The sequence below is a fragment of the Sabulicella rubraurantiaca genome, assembly GCF_017355885.1.
Lineage (GTDB): Bacteria > Pseudomonadota > Alphaproteobacteria > Acetobacterales > Acetobacteraceae > Roseococcus > Roseococcus rubraurantiacus.
Window position 1 is genome coordinate 490,469 of record NZ_JAFEUU010000002.1, and the last position, 17,356, is coordinate 507,824.

Consider the following 17,356-nt stretch of genomic DNA (forward strand, 5'->3'; position numbering starts at 1 on the left):
GCCGTGCTCGTGACGCGCCCGGAGCCGGGCGCGGCCGAGACGGCACGGCGCGTCTTCGCCCTGGGGCTGGAGCCGGTCCTGGCCCCGGCGCTGGTACTGCGCTCCCTGCCCGTCGCGCCCTTCCCGCCCGTCCAAGCGGTGCTGCTGCCCTCGCGCGCCTCCGCCCGCGCCCTCCCCCTCTCGGACACTCCGATCTGGGCGGTAGGCGAGGCGACGGCGGAGGAGGCGCGGCGCCGGGGCTTCCGGCAGGTCCGGGCCGCCGATGGCGATGCCGCCTCCCTCGCCGCCGCGGTCGCCGCCACGCTGGACCCCGCGGCGGGGCCGCTGCTGCTCGCTTCCGGGCGGGGCTATGGGCGCGACCTCCTCGCCGCCCTGCGCGGGGCCGGGTTCCGGGTGATCCGCCGCGCCGTCTATGCCGCGGGCGATGCCGACGCCCTGCCGGAGGAGGCACGCGCGGCGCTGACCTCGGGGCGGGTGGGGCAGGCGCTGTTCTTCTCTCCCCGCTCTGCCTCGTGTATCCTCCGGCTGCTGGAGGGGGCCGGCCTCGCCTCGCGGGTGGCAGGAATTTCTGCCATCGCCATCAGCCCGCGCGTGGCTGCCGTGTTGTCACCCTTGCCCTGGCGGGAGGTGCTGGTCGCCCCCCGTCCCCATCAGGACCCGATGCTGGAGCTGCTGCGCAGGCCATGAACGCCCCCCGCAAGAACCTGCCTTTCGACCCTGCCTGGATTGCGCTCGGCTTCGCCGCCGCGGTGCTGATCGGCGCGGCGGTCTGGTTGATCGCCGCACGCGGCGGGCTGGAACCGCGCGAGGCCGGGCAGCCTGCCCCGGTCGCCGGCGCGCCCGCCACCCCGGCCGTTCCGGGCGAGCCCGCGCCCGTCGCCGCGATCCCCACGCCAGACCCGGTGACGGAGCGGCTGGCGGCGCTGGAGCGCCGGCTGGAGGAGCTCGCTGCCCGCCCGGTCGGGGACCCCGGCCTAGCATCGCGCGTCACCGAGCTGAGCCGCCAGGACGGCGAAACCCAGCGCGCCATCGCGGAGCTTCGCGCCGCCACCGGCGCCGTCCTGCGCGAGGCGGGCCAGGCCGTGGACACGCGCTTCAACCAGATCGAGGCCGGCATCGGCGCGGCGCTGAGGGAGGCCGAGCGCCGCCTCGCCGCGCAGGAGCAGGCTCTGGCGGCGGTCACCGCCCAGCTTCCCCCCGCCGTCGCGGCGCTGGAGCAGGCGGCGGCGCGGCGCGAGGCCGCGCTGCGCGAGGCGATCGACACGGCACGGCGCGAATCGACGAACGCGCTGGAAGCGGCGCGGCGCGAGTCGGAGGCCCGGATCCAGGCCCTGACCGCAGAGACCGCCCGCCGGGCCGAGGAAGGGCGCCGCGCCACCGAGCAGGCAGTCGCCCAGGCCCGTCAGGCTGCGGAGCAGGCGGCGGCCGAATTCCGCCGCCGCCAGGAGGAGGCGGTGGCCGAGGCTGCGCGCCGGGCCGAGGAGTTCTCCGCCGCCGTCCGCAATGCCCAGGCCGAATCGGCCCGCATCCTCGGCGCCCTGCAGGAGCGCCTGACCCGGGCCGAGCAGAGCGGCGCCCGCGCCGCGGCGGTGGAAGCGCTGCGGGCCGAAATGGCCTCGGGCCGCCCGCTGCGCCCGGCCCTGTCGCGGCTTGGCGGGGAGGCGCCGCCGGAACTGGCCCGCTTCGCCGACCGTGCCCCGCCCACCGAGGCGCAGCTTCGCGCCTCCTTCGAGGAGGCGGTCCGCAACGCGCGCAACGCTGCGCCGCCGGCCGACACCCTCACCCGCCTGGGCACCATGCTGACCATCCGGCGTGGCGAGGAGGTGGTGGTGGGCGATGCCGCCGAGGCGGTGATCGAGCGCGCCCGCCGCGCCCTGGAAGCCGGGGAGCTGGAAGCGGCCCTCGACCATCTGCGCGGCCTGCCGGAGGCGACACGCAACGCAATGCGCCCCTGGATGGAGGAGGCACAGGCCGTTGCCTCCGCCCGCGCCACGCTGCGCCGACTGGGCCAGGGCTGATCCCGCCGTGCGCATCGCGATCAAGACCCTTCTCGTCGTCGGCCTCGTCGTCGCCGCCATCCTCTGGCTCGCCGGGCTGGGCGGGACGGTGGATGTGCGGGTGGGCGAGTGGTTCATTGGCATCTCCCTGCCTGCCGCCATCGTCGCGCTGATCCTGCTTTTCGGCACGGTGCATGGCTTCCTGCGCATCGTTTCCTGGCTGCGGGGCTGGCCGGCGCGCCGCCGCCTGAAGCGCGAGGCGCGCAACCGGGCCGAGGCGGATCGCTCCCTCACCCGCGCCTTGGTTGCCCTGGCCGCCGGCCGGGCCGAGCAGGCGCGGATCGAGGTGGACCGCGCCCGCACCCTGGCCGGGGATACGCCGCACCTCCTGCTGCTATCCGCCGAGGCGGCGCGGGCGCGCGGCGATGAGGAGGCCGCGACGGACGCCTTCGAGAAGCTGGCCGAGCGCGAGGATTCGCGCTTCCTCGGGCTGCGCGGCCTGCTTCGCCAGGCGGAGGCGCGCGGCGACTGGGCAGAGGCTCGCCGCATCGCCGCCGAGGCCCATAAGGCCGAGCCGAACGCCGAATGGCTCAAGAGCGCCCGCGCCGCCGCGGCGTTGCGCGAGCGCGACTGGGGCGAAGCCCTGGCCTTGTCTGGCCCGGAGGCGCCGCGCGCCGCCCTTTCGCTGGCCGCCGCCGCGCAAGCGGAGGACCCGCTCAAGGCGGCGGAACTGGAACGCCAGGCCTTCATGGCCGACCCTTCCTTCTCGCCGGCCGTGGTGGCGCATGCGCGGCGGCTGGTGGATACGGGCAGCCCGCGACGCGGCCGCGCCGTGCTGCGCGAAGGCTGGGCGGCCGCGCCGCACCCCGACATCGGCGCCGCCTACGTTGCAGAGGAGCCGGACCCCACGACGCGCATCAAGCTGGTGGACGAGCTGACTCGCGACACGGCAAGCCATCCGGAAAGCCGCCTGCTACGCGCCCAGGTGGCCCTGCAGGCCGGACTGACCGGCCGCGCCCGCCAGGACCTCCAGGCCTGGATGGAGACGGGCGCCGCCGATCGCCGCTGCTACGACCTGATGGTGCAGGTGGAGCGCGCCGATCTGGGCGACGAGGCAGCGCGGGAGAAGGAGCCGGAACTGCTGCGCCTCGCCGCTGATGCCCCGGCCGCACCCACTTGGCGCTGCCGCCGCTGCGGCGCCGAGCACAATCGATGGAAACCGCTGTGCCAAGCCTGCGACACGGCGGGCGAGATCGGCTGGTCGGGCGAGGCGCTGCGGCCGAACGAGGCGCGAGCTGGTTGAGACCGTTGGCCTTCGGATATCCGCGCAAGGGGCTGGCGAGTGGTCAGCCCCTTTTTTGCTGGCGCGCATCTTTCGTCGAGGAAGTCTATTCCTCCCCGACCGGCCGCTCCATCAAAGCCCGGAGCGCACCCTGCACGTCCAGACGCCCTTCCAGCAGCGCCGCCACGGTGGCGCAGACCGGCAGCTCCACCCCGACCGTGGCCGCGCGGGCCAGCAGGGCGGGCGCCGTCGCCACCCCCTCCGTCACGGAAGAGCGTCCCTTGAGCACCTCGTCGAGCGTGGCGCCGCGCCCGAGTGCGAGGCCGAGCGAGGTGTTGCGGCTGCTCTCGCCGGTCGCCGTCAGCAGCAGGTCGCCCAGGCCGGACAGCCCCGCCGCCGTCGCGGCCTCCCCTCCGAAGGCCACGACCAGGCGCGACAATTCCGCGAGGCCGCGCGTGACCAGGGCGGCGCGCGCATTCTCGCCGAGGCCGGCCCCCATAGCGACGCCCGCCGCGATGGCCAGCACGTTCTTCGCCGCACCGCCCAGCTGCACGCCGACCGGGTCCTGGCTCAGGTAAAGGCGGAGCCGGCCGCCGGAGAGCAGCGCCTGCGCCGCCCGCGCCAGGGGGAGGTCGCGGCTGGCGACGACGCTGGCGGCGGGCAGCCCGGCCGCGACCTCATGCGCGAAATTCGGCCCGGACAGGATGGCAGCCGGGTGGCCGGGCCTTGCTTCCTCCAGCACCTCCAGCGGCAGGCGGTGGCTGCCACCCTCCAGCCCCTTGCACAGCAGGACGAGCGGCGGCAGCTGCTCCGGCCAGGTAGCGAGGGTGGCACGCAAGGGCTGCATCGGCACGCCCACTACCGCCAGCGATGCTCCTTCCGGCCACTCCGCCGTCACGCGCAGCGAGGCCGGGAATGCGTGACCCGGCAGGCGGCGCCGATTCTCGCGCGCCTCCGCCATCTCGGCCGCGTGGCGCGGATCGCGCGCCCAGAGCGTGACATTCCGGCCCTGCCGCGCCGCGTGGATGGCGAGGGCCGTGCCCCAGGCCCCCGCGCCGAGTATGGCGAGGCTACTCATCCGCGATCCGCTCCAGCGACCAGCCGCCGCCCGCCTCCCCGGTGGCGAGGGCGGCGTGCAGCGCGGCGAGGATGTCGCGCGCCTCTCCCTCGAAGCCAAAGGGCGGATTGACGATAATGAGGCCGCTCCCGTTCAGCCGCGCCGCATCGGTCGGCTCGCGCAGGTGAAGCTCGGCGGCGACGACGTCGCGGATGCCGCTGTCGCGCAGCGCCGCGTGGAAGGCACGCGCGGGGGCGCGGCCCTTGATCGGATACCAAGCGGCCTGGATCAGCCCTCTCGCGCGGCGCCACGCCTCGACCATGGCGGCGACGAGACGCTCGTACTCGCCCGGCTGCTCGAAAGGCGGGTCCAGCAGGACGAGTCCGCGCTTCTCGGTGAAGGGAAGCAGGGCACGCACCGCCTCGGCCGCGTCGCGCCGGTGGACGGAAACGCGCTTGTCGCGGCGGAATGCGGCGCGCAGCGTGGCATGGTCCGCCTCGTGCAGTTCGACGAGGGTCAGGCGGTCCGCCTCGCGCAGCATCGCCGCCGCGAGCGCCGGGGAGCCGGGATAGGCGCCTCCCTCTGCACGGACGAGGTCCAGCCACGGCGCCAGCGGTCCCTCCGTGATGCCGAGCAGCTTGCCGATGCCGGCGCGCCATTCGCCGGTCCGCTCCGCCTCGGAGGATCGGAGGTCGTAACGGCCGATGCCGGCATGGGTGTCGAGGACGTGAAAGGGCGCGGCCTTTCGCCGCAGCGCGAGGAGGAGGGCATGAAGCAGCGCGTGCTTCATGCAGTCGGCGAAATTTCCCGCGTGAAAGGCGTGGCGGTAGTTCAAGCCCGCAGGACGGCGCCGTTGCCGAAGCCGGCCTCCATCTGCGCGGCCAGCCACTCGCCGACCTGCTCCGACTGGCGCAGCGACTTCGGGTCCTCCCCTGGCATTGCCACCTGACGGAGGTTGGTGGCGGTCGGGCCGGGGTCGGCCAGGGCGACGCGCAGGGGGGTGCTCGCCACCTCGCGCGCCCAGGCGAGGACGAGGTGGTGCTGCCCCGCCTTGGCAGCGCCGTAGAGGCCCCAATAGGCCTCCGGTTCCTCGGTGCGGCGATCCGTCAGCATCAGGGCGCGACCGGCGGGGGCAGCGCGCAGCAGCGGGTCAGCGGTGCGGATCAGCCGCCAGCAGGCGGAGAGATTGACCGCGAGGCTCTCATTCCAGTCGCGCGGCATGATATGCGCGACAGGCGTCAGCTTGGCCAGCAGCCCCGCCGCGTGGACCAGGAGGTCCAGCCGCCCGAAGCGCTGCAGCAGCGTGGGGCCGAGCGCGTCGAGCTGCTCTGCTTCCTTCACGAGGTCGAGCGGCAGCAGCGTCGCGCCCTGGCCGGTGGCAGCACGGATGGCATCGTCCAGCTCCTCCAGCCCACCCTGGGAGCGGGCGGTGGCGACGACATGCGCGCCGCGCTTCGCAAGTGCCAGCGCCGTGGCCCGCCCAATCCCGCGCGACGCCCCGGTGACGAGCGCGACCTGCCCGGCGAGGGTCATGCAGGGCTCCAAGTGGAATGGGAGGGGAAGCGGCTCGCATCGCGAGCCGAGCCGCGCGAAGCGCGAGCCGCGCCAAGACGAACCTGCCGGTCAGCACACCCGCAGCGGCGCGAAGCCAAGCGGTCGGAGGCCGCGCCCGGCGTCTGAGGGCGCAAAATCACAAATTCACCTGGAGCTGCTTGGCCCTTTGCTCCTCATTCGTAGGCCAGTCTGTGAGAGGAATGGCGTAGTCGCCGGTGAAGCAGGCGTCGCAATAGCCGGGATTGGCGGCGTTGCGCCCCGGTCGGCCCAGCGCCCGGTACAGCCCGTCCAGCGAGATGAAGGCGAGGCTGTCCACGCCGATCAGCTTCGCCATCGCCTCCACGTCGTTCTGCGCGGCGAGCAGGTGCGCGCGGTCCGGCGTGTCGATGCCGTAGTAGCAGGAATGCGTCGTGGGCGGCGAGGAGATGCGCATGTGCACCTCCGCCGCGCCGGCCTGGCGCACCATCTCGACGATCTTCTTGGAGGTGGTGCCGCGCACGATGGAATCGTCCACCAGGATGACGCGCTTGCCTTCGAGCGCCGCACGGTTGGCGCTGTGCTTCAGCTTCACGCCGAGGTGGCGGATCTGGTCCGTCGGCTCGATGAAGGTGCGGCCCACGTAGTGGTTGCGGATGATGCCCAGCTCGAAGGGGATTCCCGCCTCCGTCGCGTAGCCCATCGCGGCCGGGACGCCGGAATCGGGCACCGGCACGACGAGGTCGGCGGCAACGTGGCTTTCCCGCGCCAGCTCCGCGCCGATGCGCTTGCGCGTGTCGTAGACCGGCGTGCCCTCGACCACGGAGTCCGGCCGGGCGAAGTAGATGTATTCGAAGATGCAGAAACGCTCGGGTGCAGCGGTGAAGGGCTTCACGCTCTGCACGCCGTTGTCGTCGATCACGACGATCTCGCCCGGCTCCACGTCGCGCACGAAATCCGCGCCGACGATGTCGAGGGCGCAGGTCTCCGAGGCCAGCACCCAGCCATCATGGACGCGGCCGAGCACGAGCGGCCGCACCCCCAGCGGGTCGCGCGCACCGATCAGCGCGCCATTGTGCAGGGCGACAAGGGAATAGGCGCCCTGGACCTGCTTCAGCGCGTCGATCAGCCGGTCCAGCACCGTCGAATAGAGGCTGATGGCGATAAGGTGGACAAAGACCTCGCTATCCGTCGAGCTCTGGAACAGGCAGCCGCGGCGCACCAGGGCGCGGCGAAGCTGCGCGGCGTTGGTGAGGTTGCCGTTATGGGCGACGGCGAAGCCGCCGAACTCGAAATCGGCGAAGAGCGGCTGGACGTTGCGGATCGCCGTCTCGCCCGTGGTGGCGTAGCGGTTGTGGCCCACCGCGGCACGTCCGGGCAGACCGGCCATCACCTTGGCATCGCCGAAGATGTCGCCGACGAGGCCCAGCCCCTTGTGGGTGCGGAACTGCCCGCCCTCTCCCATGGCGACGATGCCCGACGCCTCCTGGCCCCGGTGCTGCAGGGCATGGAGGCCGAGCGCGACCAGGGCCGCCGCGTCCTTGGCGTTCCATACGCCGAGGACGCCGCACTCCTCGTGGAACTTGTCGTCGTCGGACAACGGAAGAGACATGGCGACCTAGCCCTTTACGTTCGGTTCCGGGCGGGCGGGCGCAGCAGGTCTTCCTGCGTGGGCACGCGGCGTTCCGGTGGGGCGGCAATGCGGGGGCGATACTCCGGCGGGAGCAACCCCACAACCCAACGCGCGCCATCCGCGATATGCGGCAGCGTCCTGGCTTCGCGCACCGGTTCGGGCCACTCCCCCGTATCGGGTTCGAGCAATCCGGCCAGGACATAAGCCAATATGGCGATGGCGACGCCCCGTGCCAGCCCGAACAGCGCCCCCAACGAACGATCCACCCCGCCCAGCGCCGAACCCTGCACCTTGCCGGCAATGACGTGGATGACGAGCTTGAGGACGATCAGCACGACCAGGAAGACCGCGGCCACCGAAAGCCCGTCGGCGATCCAGTCCACCTCCACCAGCTGGTCCATGAAGGGCCGCACCGCGCCGCGGAAGGCGAAGCCGGCGAAGGCCGCGCCGATCCAGGCGCCGATGCCCAACACCTCGCGGATGAAGCCGCGCATGAAGGCCAGGATGGCGGACAGCACCATCACCAGCAGGAGGACGCCGTCCACCCAGGTCATCGCGGCGCTCCATGTCGAGGGGGGTTCATGAGGGAGGGTTTAGGCGAGGATGGGCGGGGGTTAAAGCTACGCCCGCTCCTTGCGCTTCACGGTCTGCGCCGCGAAGGGCGCCACGAGGTCGGCAAGGTGGCCAATCTCATCCAGACGCAGCCCTTCCACCGGGGCGGGGGGTTTCTGACCGCGTGCCAGCCGGCGCGGCAGCACAGCGGCGCCGAAGCCCAGCTTGCGGGCCTCGCGCAGGCGCGACTCCGCCTGGGCCACCTGCCGCACCTCGCCTGACAGCCCGACCTCGCCGAAATACACCGCATCCGCCTCAGTGGGCCGATCGGTCATGGCGGAGACCAGCGCCGCCGCCACGGCGAGATCCGCCGCCGGTTCGTTGATGCGCAGCCCGCCGGCGATGTTCAGGTAGACATCAGCCTGGGCGAAGGTCAGGCCGCAGCGTGCCTCCAGCACCGCCAGCAGCATGGCCAGACGCCCGCCATCCCAGCCCACCACCTGCCGCCGGGGGGAACCGCCGGCCGAGGGCGAGAGCAGCGCCTGCACCTCAACCAGCACGGGACGCGTGCCTTCCAGCCCGGCAAAGACGGCGGAGCCAGAGATGTTGCCGCGCCGCTCGGCCAGGAACAGCGCCGAGGGGTTGGCAACCTCAACCAGCCCGCCTTCCGTCATCTCGAAGACGCCGATCTCGTCCGTCGCGCCGAAGCGGTTCTTCACCGCGCGCAGGATGCGGAACTGGTGGCCACGATCGCCTTCGAAGTAGAGCGTCGCATCCACCATGTGCTCCAGCACGCGCGGCCCGGCCAGCGTGCCTTCCTTGGTCACGTGCCCCACCAGCACCAGGGCGAAGCCGCGCGCCTTGGCGGTGCGAATCAGCTCCGCCGCGCAGGCGCGCACCTGGGCGACGGTGCCGGGTGCGGAGTCCAGCGTGTCGAGCCACATGGTCTGGATGGAGTCGATGACGACCAGCGCCGCCTCGCGCTCGCTTTCCAGGCTGGCGGTGATGTCGCGCAGCGCCGTGGCATTGGCCAGCGCCAGTGGTGCCTCGGCGAGGCCCAGGCGACGGGCGCGCAGCCGCACCTGCTCCACTGCCTCCTCGCCCGAGATGTAGAGGACGCGCTTGCCGCCCGTGGCCATGCGGGCCGCCGCCTGCAGCAGGATGGTGCTCTTGCCGATGCCTGGGTCGCCGCCGACCAGCACGGCGGAGGCGGGGACGAAGCCGCCACCCAGCACGCGGTCGAGTTCGGCAAGGCCGGTGACGTGACGCGGCGGCGGGGCGCCCTGCCCCTTCAGCCCGACGAAATCGAGCCCCTTGCCGCGCGGTCCCTTGCCAGCAGGGCCAGGCCCGGACTGGACCACCTCCTCCGACAAGGTGTTCCACTCGCCGCAGGCATCGCAGCGCCCCTGCCACTTCGGATGCGCCGCCCCGCAGGATTGGCAGACATAGCGCGCGCGATCCTTGGCCATGATTAGAACATAGAGAGAACGAGACCCCGCTTCAAGGCGGCGCTACTCGTCCTCCTCCGGCACGGGCGGGATGGGGAGGAGGCCGGTTTCCTTCACGGAAGCCAGGGCGATCTCCACCGACAGGCGCTCCAGCCCCGGCAGGGGGCGGATCTCCTCCGTGATCAGCTCGTCCAGCGCGCCGATGTCGGGAACGCGCAGCTTCAGGAGGTAGGACCATTCGCCGGTCAGCTGGTGGCACTCCAGCACAGCCTCCTGCTTGCGCACGAGGCGGCGGAAGGCGCTGTCCTCCTTGCCGGGCCGCATGTCGAGGCGCAGGAAGGCGAGGAGCGGCACGCCGACCAGGGCCGGGTCCAACTCGGCATGCCAGCCGCGGATCAGCTTGCGCTCTTCCAGCCGCTTCTGCCGCTCGGCCGTGGCAGACACGGAAAGCCCGGCGATCTTGGCGATCTCGGCGAGGCCGGCTGCGCCGTCCGCCTGCACCGCGAGCAATATCTTCCGGTCAATCTCGTCCATGGCCGAAGCTTATCCGGATTGGGAGGGGCGGAAAAGGAAAACCGCCGCGACAGGCGGTCTGCCGCGCAAAGGGCAAGCGCGGCACCGTCCCATCGCGGCGGGAAGCCGGGCGGAGAAACTCCGCCCGGGAATGTCAGATGTAGATCTCGTTCAGCGGCGCGAAGCCGTTGAACTTCTGGCTGGCATAGGTGGTGACGTAGGCCCCGGTGGCCAGCAGCTCCACCTTGTCCCCATCGCGCAGCGCCATCGGCAGACGGTAGTTGCTCTTCTCGTAGAGCGTATCCGTGCTGTCGCAGGTTGGCCCGGCGATGGTCACCGGCCCTTCCTCCGTGCCGTCATGCGGGGTGCGGATGCCATACTTGATGGCCTCGCCCTCCGTCTCCGCCAGCCCGCCGAAGCGCCCGATATCGAGATAGACCCAGCGCACCGGATCGTCCTCGCCCTTGCGGGACACGAGCACGACCTCGCTCTGGACCACGCCCGCATCGGCCACCAGAAAGCGGCCGGGCTCGATCACGATCTCCGGCAGGGCATTGCCGAAGTGTTTCGTCATCGCGCCCATGATGGCGTCGCCGAAGGCGCCGATCTCCGGCACCTCGCTCTTGTACCGAACGGGGTAGCCGCCACCGAGATTCACCATGCGCACCTTCACCCCCGCCTCGGCGAGGTCGGTGAACAGCATGGCGACCTTGGCGATGGCCGCTTCATAGGCCGCGGTCTTCACCTGCTGGGAGCCGACATGGAAGCTCAGGCCGAAGGGGTCGAGGCCGAGCTCGCCGGCCTGCACCATCAGCTTGCGCGCCATCTCGACCTCGCAACCGAACTTGCGCGACAGCGGCCACTCGGCGCCGTCATTGCCGACCAGGATGCGGCAATAGACGCGCGCGCCAGGGGCGGAACGGGCGAGCTTCAGCAACTCCGCCTCGCTGTCGAAGGCGAACATCCGCACGCCGCGCGCATAGGCCGCCGCGATGTCCCGCTCCTTCTTGATCGTGTTGCCGTAGGAGACGCGATCACCGGTCGCGCCGGCATCGAGGCACATCTCCACCTCCTGGAAGGAGGCGGCATCGAAGAAGGAGCCGAGACCGACCAGACGCTCCAGGATCGGCGCGGCCGGGTTGGCCTTCACGGCATAATAGATGCGGGCGAGCGGCAGCGCGGCCTTCAGCCGGGCATAGTTCTGCTCCACGCGGTCCACGTCCATGACGAGGCACGGCGTCGCAGGCTCCATCTCCGCCAGATAGCGAGCGACCTTGGGGGTCATCGCACCATCCTCCACCAGCATGTGTGGAACCCTCCCCTTCCGCGGGGCGGCCCCAGATTGACGAAACGGTCGAACGAACCAGCGACCAGAAGAAAACCGCGGGGCTTGCGACCCGCGGGGTGCCAGAACGCTTGACGTCGTTGCGTAAACCTTGCGCCGCGGTGGCGAGCCTTACTCGGGGCTCCGCTCCGTGGGCCTGGGGCCTAGAGGCACGTGCGTACTGCGTCTTGTGGAGGGGGCAGATACGCGCGCCGGCCCCCGGATGCAAGGGACATCAGCGCCCATGGCGAAGATTTTTCGCGCCGCCCTGCCGCGGCACCGGAAGTGCCCCCAGGACGCCCGGCGAAAGCCTGGAAAAATCATGCTTGCCAGCCGCGCTGGCAGGAGGGCTTCCGGCCATGTCCCTCCGTAGGGTCACGTATGACCCCAGGGCCGCACGCCCATTCAGGCCACGCTCAGCATGCCCGCCAGCAACGCACCGGCCTCTCCTGCCGTCATGGGAGAGCCGACAAGCGCGCCCTGCGCCTCGCTGCATCCCATCTCCCCAACGGTCTGAAGCTGCGCCTCGGTTTCCACCCCTTCGGCGGTCACGGCGATTTCCAGGCTGCGGCCGAGCCCGGCGATGGCGCAGATGATGGCCTTGGATTCGCGCCGGCCGGGCAGCCCGGCCACAAAGGACCGGTCCACCTTGATCTTGTCGAAGGGCGCGCGGAGCAGATAAGCGAGCGACGAATACCCCGTACCGAAATCGTCCAGCACGATCCGCACGCCCAGGCCGCGCAGGCGGCACAGAATGTCCAGATTGGCTTGGTCTTCCTGCAGCAGCACCGACTCGGTCACCTCCAGCTCCAGCCGGTCGGGCGCGAGGGACGCATCGGCCAGCGCCTCCTGCACGGCAGCCAGGAGGCACGGCGAGCGGAACTGGACGGGCGAGAGATTCACCGCGACCCGCACATCGTCCGGCCAGAGCGCGGCGGCTTGGCACGCCTGCCGCAGCACCCATTCGCCGATGGGAATGATGACGCCGCTTTCCTCCGCCAAGGGGATGAATTCGGCCGGCGGCACCGCTTTCTGCCCGGCCGGAATCCAGCGCAGCAGCGCCTCGAACCCAGTCACGCTGCGGTCGCTCAGCCGCCGGAGAGGCTGAAAGCGCAGGGAAAGCTCGTTCCGCTCCAGCGCGCTGGTGAGGCTTCGCCGCAGGCCGTGGCGGCGCTCCGCCTCCTCCGCCATGGCACAGTCGAAGAATCGCGCGGCGTCGCGCCCGTCGCGCTTGGCACGGTACAGGGCGATGTCAGCGTGACGGACCAGCTCATCCGGCAGCATGCCATCCCGGGGCGCGAGCACGGCACCGATGCTGGTGCTCACCACATAAGGCTGCCCACGGAGGAAATAGGGGCGGCGCAGAGCCTCAAGGGCCCGCTCGGCCAGGAGGCTGGCCTCGGGCCGCCCTTCGCCTTCCGTGGCGGCCAGGATGGCGAACTCGTCCCCGCCCAGCCGCGCCACGAGGTCGCGCGGCCCCGCACAGCTCCGCAGGCGCTCTGCCGCCTCGCAAAGCAGCGCATCGCCCGCCGGGTGGCCCAGCGTGTCGTTGATCGCCTTGAAGTGGTCGAGGTCGAGGCAGAGCAGGGCCAGCCCCGCCCCCGGACGGAGCGCGGCAAGGTCATTCGCCAGGCGGTCACGGAGAAGGCGGCGATTGGCAAGGCCGGTCAGCGGATCGTGATAAGCGAGGAACAGCGCCCGCTCCTCGGCGAGGCGCCGCTCCGTCACGTCCGTGACCGCACCGATATAGCCGAGATACTCGTTGGAGGCGGAAAAGCGCGGCGAGGCCGTGTCGAGCGCCCAGCAGACCTCGTCCGTGTCCTCCCGCAAGAGGCGATATTCGGCGCGGAAGCAGCCCTTCACCGCATTGGCCTCGGCGAAGCTGCGCTCCACCGCGGGCCGGTCCTCCGGGTGTACCCTGTCCAGCCAGCCCATGCCCTGCGCGGCTTGGCCATCCTGGCCCGTGATCTCCGTCCAGCGGTGATTGACGAAGATGCACTCACCCGCGGGGTCGGTCAGCCAAATCACGCCCGGGGAGGCATCGGCGATGCCGCGGAAATACTCGATGCTTTCCTGGAGCAACTGCTCCTGCGTCGCGCCGGTCGCCCTGATATGCTCGACAAGGGCAAGGGAAAGCTGTCCCAGGACCCGCTCCACGCTTCGCTTCCTTCCGCTGAGCCCGCCACATGCCCCGGCCAGGGCGGCAGCCTCCTGCATACAGAAGTCAAAACCTCGCCACAACTTGGCGGGACGCCTCCGCACCGCACGAAACCGGCGGGGCACGGCGGCATCGGGTGTGTCTGGACCGGGCCGCCGCGCGGTCCTAGCTTGGCCGGCAGAGGAGACATGCCATGCAGCCGATGAGCCGCACCGAGATGGCCGCCCGCGCCGCCGCCGACATCCCCGAGGGCTGGGTGGTGAACCTGGGCATCGGCATCCCGACCCTGATCGCCGACCACGTGCCGCTGGAGCGCGAGGTCATCTTCCAGTCCGAGAACGGCGTGCTGGGCATGGGCCCGGCGCCGGAGAGGGGCAAGGAAGACCCCTGGCTGATCAATGCCGGCAAGCAGATGGTCACGCTGCGACCCGGCGGTTCCTTCTGCCATCACTCCGACAGCTTCGCGATGATCCGCGGCGGGCACATCGACCTGTGCGTGCTGGGCGGGTTCGAGGTGGCGGAGAATGGCGACCTCGCCAACTGGGCGACCAGCGAGAACGACACCGCCCCCGCCGTGGGCGGCGCGATGGACCTGGGCGCCGGGGCCAAGCAGATCTGGGTGACCATGGACCACCAGACCAAGGATGGCCGTCCCAAGATCGTGGAGCGCTGCGGCTATCCGCTCACCGCGCTGGGCACGGTCACACGCGTCTATACCAACCTCGCCGTGCTGGACGTGGTGCAGGGGCTGGGCTTCGTGGTGCGCGACATCGTGCCGGGGATGAGCCTCGCCGATCTGCAGGCGCGCTCCGGCGCCAAGCTGCACGCCCGCGCATGAGCGCCGACCCGACGGGGCTGGCGCCCTTCAGCGAGGACCGGGCCGAGAGCATCGGCATGATCCGCGACAGCGCCCAGGGCCTGCTGGGCGCCGACATGGCGCGGGTGCGCAAGCTGCGCTTCACCGAACCGGGCTTCGACCCAGCCCTGGTGCGCGAGATGGGCGCGGCGGGCTGGATCGGCCTCATGATCGAGGAAGCGAAGGGCGGCACCGGCCTCGGCCATGCCGAGATGGCAGCGCTAGCCGAGGAACTGGGCCGCGCCTGCGCGCCAGAGCCGCTGACGTCGCTCCAGCTTTCTGCCGCCCTGCTCGCCGCCGCCGGGCATGACCTGCTCCCGCAGATGCTTTCCGGCGAGGCGATCGTGCTCACCGCCTGGCAGGATCGCCCCAACACGCTGGAGCCGGCGACGGGCGACGGGCCGCGCCGCTTCGTGCCCATGGCGGCGGGCGCCACGCATTTCCTGTTCGTGTCGGGCGGCAACCTGCACCTCCTCCCCGCCAGCGACGTCACGCTGGAAACCGAGCAGCGCCAGGATGGCGGGCATTTCGGCACGGTGCGGCCCAAGGGTGCGCTTCCCGCCCCCATCGCCACCGGGCTTGGCGAGGCCATCGCCGCCGCGCTGGACCGTGCGGCGCTGGCGACTGCGGCGGAGCTGCTAGGCGGCATGGAGGCGAGCTTCGCCATGACGCTCGACTACCTCCGCACCCGCAAGCAGTTCGGCACGGTGATCGGCAAGTTCCAGGCCCTGCAGCACAAGGCGGCGGATGCGCGCGTGCAGCTTTCGCTCGCCCGCGCGGCGGTGGAGGAAGCGGCCTTCGAGCTGGACGAGGGCACGGGCGGCCCCGCCATCGTCGCGCGCGCCAAGGCGCGGGCCAGCGACGCGGCCATGGCCGTGCAGCAGGCGGCGCTGCAGCTGCATGGCGGCATTGGCTACACGGACGAATACGACCAGGGGCTGCATCTGCGCCGTGCCATGGTGCTGGTGCCGAGCTTCGGCGGGGCGGCGCTGCACCGCGCCCGCTTCATGGCCCTGGAACCCGAGACGGAGGACGCGTGATGGACGGCAACCAGACCCCGCGCATGCGGATCAACGCGGAACGCGAGGGCGACATCCTCGTCCTCACCCTCGACTACCCGGCGCGGCGCAACGCCCTTGCGGTGCCGCTGCGGACGGAGCTGGAAGCGGCGCTGGAGAAGGCGCAATCCGACGGGACACGCTGCATCGTGCTGACCGGTGCGGAGGGGATCTTCTCTGCGGGCGGCGACATCTCCGGCATGAATGTGGAGACGCCGCTGGAGGGGCGGGAGCGGATGCGCCGCACCCATCGCCTCGTGCGGCTTATGGCGCGCGGCAACGTGCCGATCATCGCCGCGGTGGAAGGCTGGGCCGCGGGGGCGGGCTGCTCGCTCGCCCTGCTCTGCGACCACGTGGTGGCGGCCGAGGATGCCAAGTTCGTGCTGGGCTTCCACAAGATCGGGCTGATGGCCGACCTTGCCCTGCCGATGACGCTGCCCGCCCGCATCGGGCTGGGGCGTGCGCGGGACATGATGCTGTTCCACACCCAGTACACCGGCGCGCAGGCGCTCGGCATCGGCCTCGTGGACGCGATCGCGCCCAAGGGCCAGGCGCTGGCGGCGGCGATGGAGAAGGCGCGGGCCCTGGCGGCCGAGGCGCCGCTGCCGATCGCCTACATGAAGCAGTGGTTCTCCGACGAGATGGAGGCGGCGCTGGCCAAGGAATCCGACTGGCAGGCCGCGCTCTTCGCCACCGCCGACCACAAGGAAGGGCGCGAGGCTTTCCTGGGCAAGCGCAAGCCCGTCTTCGGGGGGCGCTGAGATGAATGCGATCACGCCCCGCGAGAAGCAGGACCTGAACCTCCTCCCCGACGAGGAGTTCCGCCAGCACATCCGCTCCTGGATCGAGGCCAACTACCCGGCCGAGATCCGCAACCCGGAGAAGCGGCTGCACTGGGACGAGAACAAGCCCTGGTACATGAAGCTGGCCGAGAAAGGCTGGCTCTGCCCCGGCTGGCCGCGGGAATATGGCGGCCTCGGCCTGTCGCCGGCCAAGCAGATCATCTGGACGGAGGAGCTGGAGCGCTGGGGCTGCGCCCGCACCAACGACCACGGCATCGTCATGCTCGGCCCCCTCGTGATCCGCTACGGCACGGAGGAGCAGAAGCAGCGCTTCCTGCCCAAGATCCTGTCCGGCGAGCACGTATGGTGCCAGGGCTATTCCGAGCCCAATAGCGGCTCCGACCTCGCCAGCCTCCGCACCGAGGCGGTGGATGCGGGCGACCACTACGTCGTCAACGGCCAGAAGATCTGGACCACGCTGGCCGGCGACGCGAACTGGATCTTCCTGCTCGTCCGCACGGACAAGGAAGCGAAGAAGCAGGAGGGTATCTCCTTCCTCCTCGTGGACATGACGAGCCCCGGCATCACCGTGCGGCCCATCATCAACCTCGAGATGCATGACGAGTTCTCGGAGGTGTTCTTCGACAATGTGAAGGTGCCGAAGGAGAACCTGGTCGGCCAGCTCAACAAGGGCTGGGACATGGCCAAGGCGCTACTCTCCTTCGAGCGCATCTATCTCGGCTCGCCCCGCCAGTCCGCCTATGCGCTGACGCGTCTGCGCCAGCTGGCGGAGCGGATGGGCGTGGCGGAGGAGCCGGTCTTCGCCGCCACCTACGCGAAGCACCGCTGCGACCTGGAGGATCTGAAGTCCCTCTATGCCCGCTATGTCGCAGTGCTGAAGGCCGGGCGTCCGCTCGGCGCCGACGTGTCGCAGCTGAAGATCGTGCAGAGCGAGCTGTTCCAGCGCATCACCGAGACGGCGCTCTCCATCGCCGGGGAGAATGGTGCGCTGTTCGGCCCGATGGAGGGGAACCGCAACCTCAACCCTGGCGCGCTCTACATCCAGGCGCGACCGACGACGATCTATGGCGGGACCAGCGAGATCCAGCGCAACATCATCGCCAAGAACGTGCTGGAACTGGGCTAGCCCTGCTTCACCACGGGTA

The 17,356-nt window shown here is 71.1% G+C and carries 16 protein-coding genes; 7 read left to right on the forward strand and 9 right to left on the reverse strand.

The genetic code is table 11. The annotated features are described in order from the left end of the window. Positions 1-9 precede the first annotated feature (9 nt). From JTJ31_RS06330 to JTJ31_RS06340, 3 genes are read left to right on the forward strand one after another with little or no spacing between them, the layout of a single operon-like run. The gene (locus JTJ31_RS06330) at positions 10-687 is read left to right on the forward strand and encodes a uroporphyrinogen-III synthase (protein ID WP_207537757.1); all 678 of its coding nucleotides are present in this window, start codon (positions 10-12) and stop codon (positions 685-687) included. After that, positions 684-2,018, forward strand: a complete 1,335-nt coding sequence (locus JTJ31_RS06335; RefSeq protein ID WP_207537758.1) for a hypothetical protein — start codon at positions 684-686, stop codon at positions 2,016-2,018. The genes JTJ31_RS06330 and JTJ31_RS06335 overlap by 4 nt, the downstream gene beginning before the upstream one ends. Then, positions 1,975-3,300 (forward strand): heme biosynthesis HemY N-terminal domain-containing protein, encoded by a 1,326-nt coding sequence (locus tag JTJ31_RS06340; protein WP_236019908.1) that lies wholly within the window; start codon positions 1,975-1,977, stop codon positions 3,298-3,300. Before JTJ31_RS06335 ends, JTJ31_RS06340 begins: the two co-directional genes overlap by 44 nt. Before the next feature lie 85 nt (positions 3,301-3,385). Here JTJ31_RS06340 and JTJ31_RS06345 read toward each other — a convergent pair whose 3' ends face one another. The 9 genes from JTJ31_RS06345 to JTJ31_RS06385 form a co-directional block, all read right to left on the reverse strand. Next, a complete protein-coding gene (locus JTJ31_RS06345) occupies positions 3,386-4,357 on the reverse strand; it encodes an NAD(P)H-dependent glycerol-3-phosphate dehydrogenase (RefSeq protein ID WP_207537759.1) in 972 nt (323 codons plus the stop codon). Next, positions 4,350-5,126 carry a 23S rRNA (adenine(2030)-N(6))-methyltransferase RlmJ gene (locus tag JTJ31_RS06350; RefSeq protein WP_328805684.1) on the reverse strand — a complete coding sequence of 259 codons (777 nt, stop codon included), beginning with the start codon at positions 5,124-5,126 and terminating at the stop codon, positions 4,350-4,352. Before JTJ31_RS06350 ends, JTJ31_RS06345 begins: the two co-directional genes overlap by 8 nt. Before the next feature lie 41 nt (positions 5,127-5,167). Next, entirely contained in the window at positions 5,168-5,869 is a 702-nt protein-coding gene (locus JTJ31_RS06355) for an SDR family NAD(P)-dependent oxidoreductase (RefSeq protein ID WP_207537761.1), read from the reverse strand. A gap of 157 nt (positions 5,870-6,026) precedes the next feature. After that, positions 6,027-7,478, reverse strand: a complete 1,452-nt coding sequence (gene purF, locus JTJ31_RS06360; protein ID WP_207537762.1) for an amidophosphoribosyltransferase — start codon at positions 7,476-7,478, stop codon at positions 6,027-6,029. Between the two features lie 14 nt (positions 7,479-7,492). After that, positions 7,493-8,053 carry a CvpA family protein gene (locus tag JTJ31_RS06365; protein ID WP_207537763.1) on the reverse strand — a complete coding sequence of 187 codons (561 nt, stop codon included), beginning with the start codon at positions 8,051-8,053 and terminating at the stop codon, positions 7,493-7,495. A 66-nt stretch (positions 8,054-8,119) separates the two neighbouring features. After that, positions 8,120-9,520 carry a DNA repair protein RadA gene (gene radA, locus JTJ31_RS06370; protein ID WP_207537764.1) on the reverse strand — a complete coding sequence of 467 codons (1,401 nt, stop codon included), beginning with the start codon at positions 9,518-9,520 and terminating at the stop codon, positions 8,120-8,122. Positions 9,521-9,562: 42 nt separating this feature from the next. Continuing rightward, positions 9,563-10,033, reverse strand: a complete 471-nt coding sequence (locus tag JTJ31_RS06375) for an Lrp/AsnC family transcriptional regulator (RefSeq protein ID WP_207537765.1) — start codon at positions 10,031-10,033, stop codon at positions 9,563-9,565. 133 nt (positions 10,034-10,166) lie between these two features. Then, positions 10,167-11,297, reverse strand: coding sequence for a type III PLP-dependent enzyme (locus tag JTJ31_RS06380; protein ID WP_207537766.1), 1,131 nt, complete (start codon positions 11,295-11,297; stop codon positions 10,167-10,169). Between the two features lie 444 nt (positions 11,298-11,741). Then, positions 11,742-13,493, reverse strand: coding sequence for a putative bifunctional diguanylate cyclase/phosphodiesterase (locus JTJ31_RS06385; RefSeq protein ID WP_207537767.1), 1,752 nt, complete (start codon positions 13,491-13,493; stop codon positions 11,742-11,744). Between the two features lie 194 nt (positions 13,494-13,687). Between JTJ31_RS06385 and JTJ31_RS06390 the strand changes: the two genes are divergently transcribed. The 4 genes from JTJ31_RS06390 to JTJ31_RS06405 are packed head-to-tail and all read left to right on the forward strand — an operon-like array spanning position 13,688 to position 17,337. Continuing rightward, the gene (locus JTJ31_RS06390; protein WP_207537768.1) at positions 13,688-14,332 is read left to right on the forward strand and encodes a 3-oxoacid CoA-transferase subunit B; all 645 of its coding nucleotides are present in this window, start codon (positions 13,688-13,690) and stop codon (positions 14,330-14,332) included. Beyond that, on the forward strand, positions 14,329-15,390 hold the full coding sequence (locus tag JTJ31_RS06395) for an acyl-CoA dehydrogenase family protein (RefSeq protein WP_207537769.1): 1,062 nt from the start codon (positions 14,329-14,331) through the stop codon (positions 15,388-15,390). The genes JTJ31_RS06390 and JTJ31_RS06395 overlap by 4 nt, the downstream gene beginning before the upstream one ends. Then, entirely contained in the window at positions 15,390-16,169 is a 780-nt protein-coding gene (locus JTJ31_RS06400; protein WP_207537770.1) for an enoyl-CoA hydratase/isomerase family protein, read from the forward strand. Before JTJ31_RS06395 ends, JTJ31_RS06400 begins: the two co-directional genes overlap by 1 nt. A gap of 1 nt (position 16,170) precedes the next feature. After that, complete coding sequence (locus tag JTJ31_RS06405) at positions 16,171-17,337, forward strand: acyl-CoA dehydrogenase family protein (RefSeq protein ID WP_207537771.1); 1,167 nt, start codon at positions 16,171-16,173, stop codon at positions 17,335-17,337. Positions 17,338-17,356 lie beyond the last annotated feature (19 nt).

What these genes read in the sequence shown, in the direction of transcription:
- JTJ31_RS06335 (WP_207537758.1), top strand. Translation starts at nt 684, where the DNA reads ATGAACGCCCCCCGCAAGAACCTGCCTTTCGACCCTGCCTGGATTGCG.
- JTJ31_RS06345 (WP_207537759.1), bottom strand. Translation starts at nt 4,357, where the DNA reads ATGAGTAGCCTCGCCATACTCGGCGCGGGGGCCTGGGGCACGGCCCTC.
- JTJ31_RS06350 (WP_328805684.1), bottom strand. Translation starts at nt 5,126, where the DNA reads ATGAAGCACGCGCTGCTTCATGCCCTCCTCCTCGCGCTGCGGCGAAAG.
- JTJ31_RS06355 (WP_207537761.1), bottom strand. Translation starts at nt 5,869, where the DNA reads ATGACCCTCGCCGGGCAGGTCGCGCTCGTCACCGGGGCGTCGCGCGGG.
- purF (WP_207537762.1), bottom strand. Translation starts at nt 7,478, where the DNA reads ATGTCTCTTCCGTTGTCCGACGACGACAAGTTCCACGAGGAGTGCGGC.
- JTJ31_RS06365 (WP_207537763.1), bottom strand. Translation starts at nt 8,053, where the DNA reads ATGACCTGGGTGGACGGCGTCCTCCTGCTGGTGATGGTGCTGTCCGCC.
- radA (WP_207537764.1), bottom strand. Translation starts at nt 9,520, where the DNA reads ATGGCCAAGGATCGCGCGCGCTATGTCTGCCAATCCTGCGGGGCGGCG.
- JTJ31_RS06375 (WP_207537765.1), bottom strand. Translation starts at nt 10,033, where the DNA reads ATGGACGAGATTGACCGGAAGATATTGCTCGCGGTGCAGGCGGACGGC.
- JTJ31_RS06380 (WP_207537766.1), bottom strand. Translation starts at nt 11,297, where the DNA reads ATGACCCCCAAGGTCGCTCGCTATCTGGCGGAGATGGAGCCTGCGACG.
- JTJ31_RS06390 (WP_207537768.1), top strand. Translation starts at nt 13,688, where the DNA reads ATGCAGCCGATGAGCCGCACCGAGATGGCCGCCCGCGCCGCCGCCGAC.
- JTJ31_RS06395 (WP_207537769.1), top strand. Translation starts at nt 14,329, where the DNA reads ATGAGCGCCGACCCGACGGGGCTGGCGCCCTTCAGCGAGGACCGGGCC.
- JTJ31_RS06400 (WP_207537770.1), top strand. Translation starts at nt 15,390, where the DNA reads ATGGACGGCAACCAGACCCCGCGCATGCGGATCAACGCGGAACGCGAG.
- JTJ31_RS06405 (WP_207537771.1), top strand. Translation starts at nt 16,171, where the DNA reads ATGAATGCGATCACGCCCCGCGAGAAGCAGGACCTGAACCTCCTCCCC.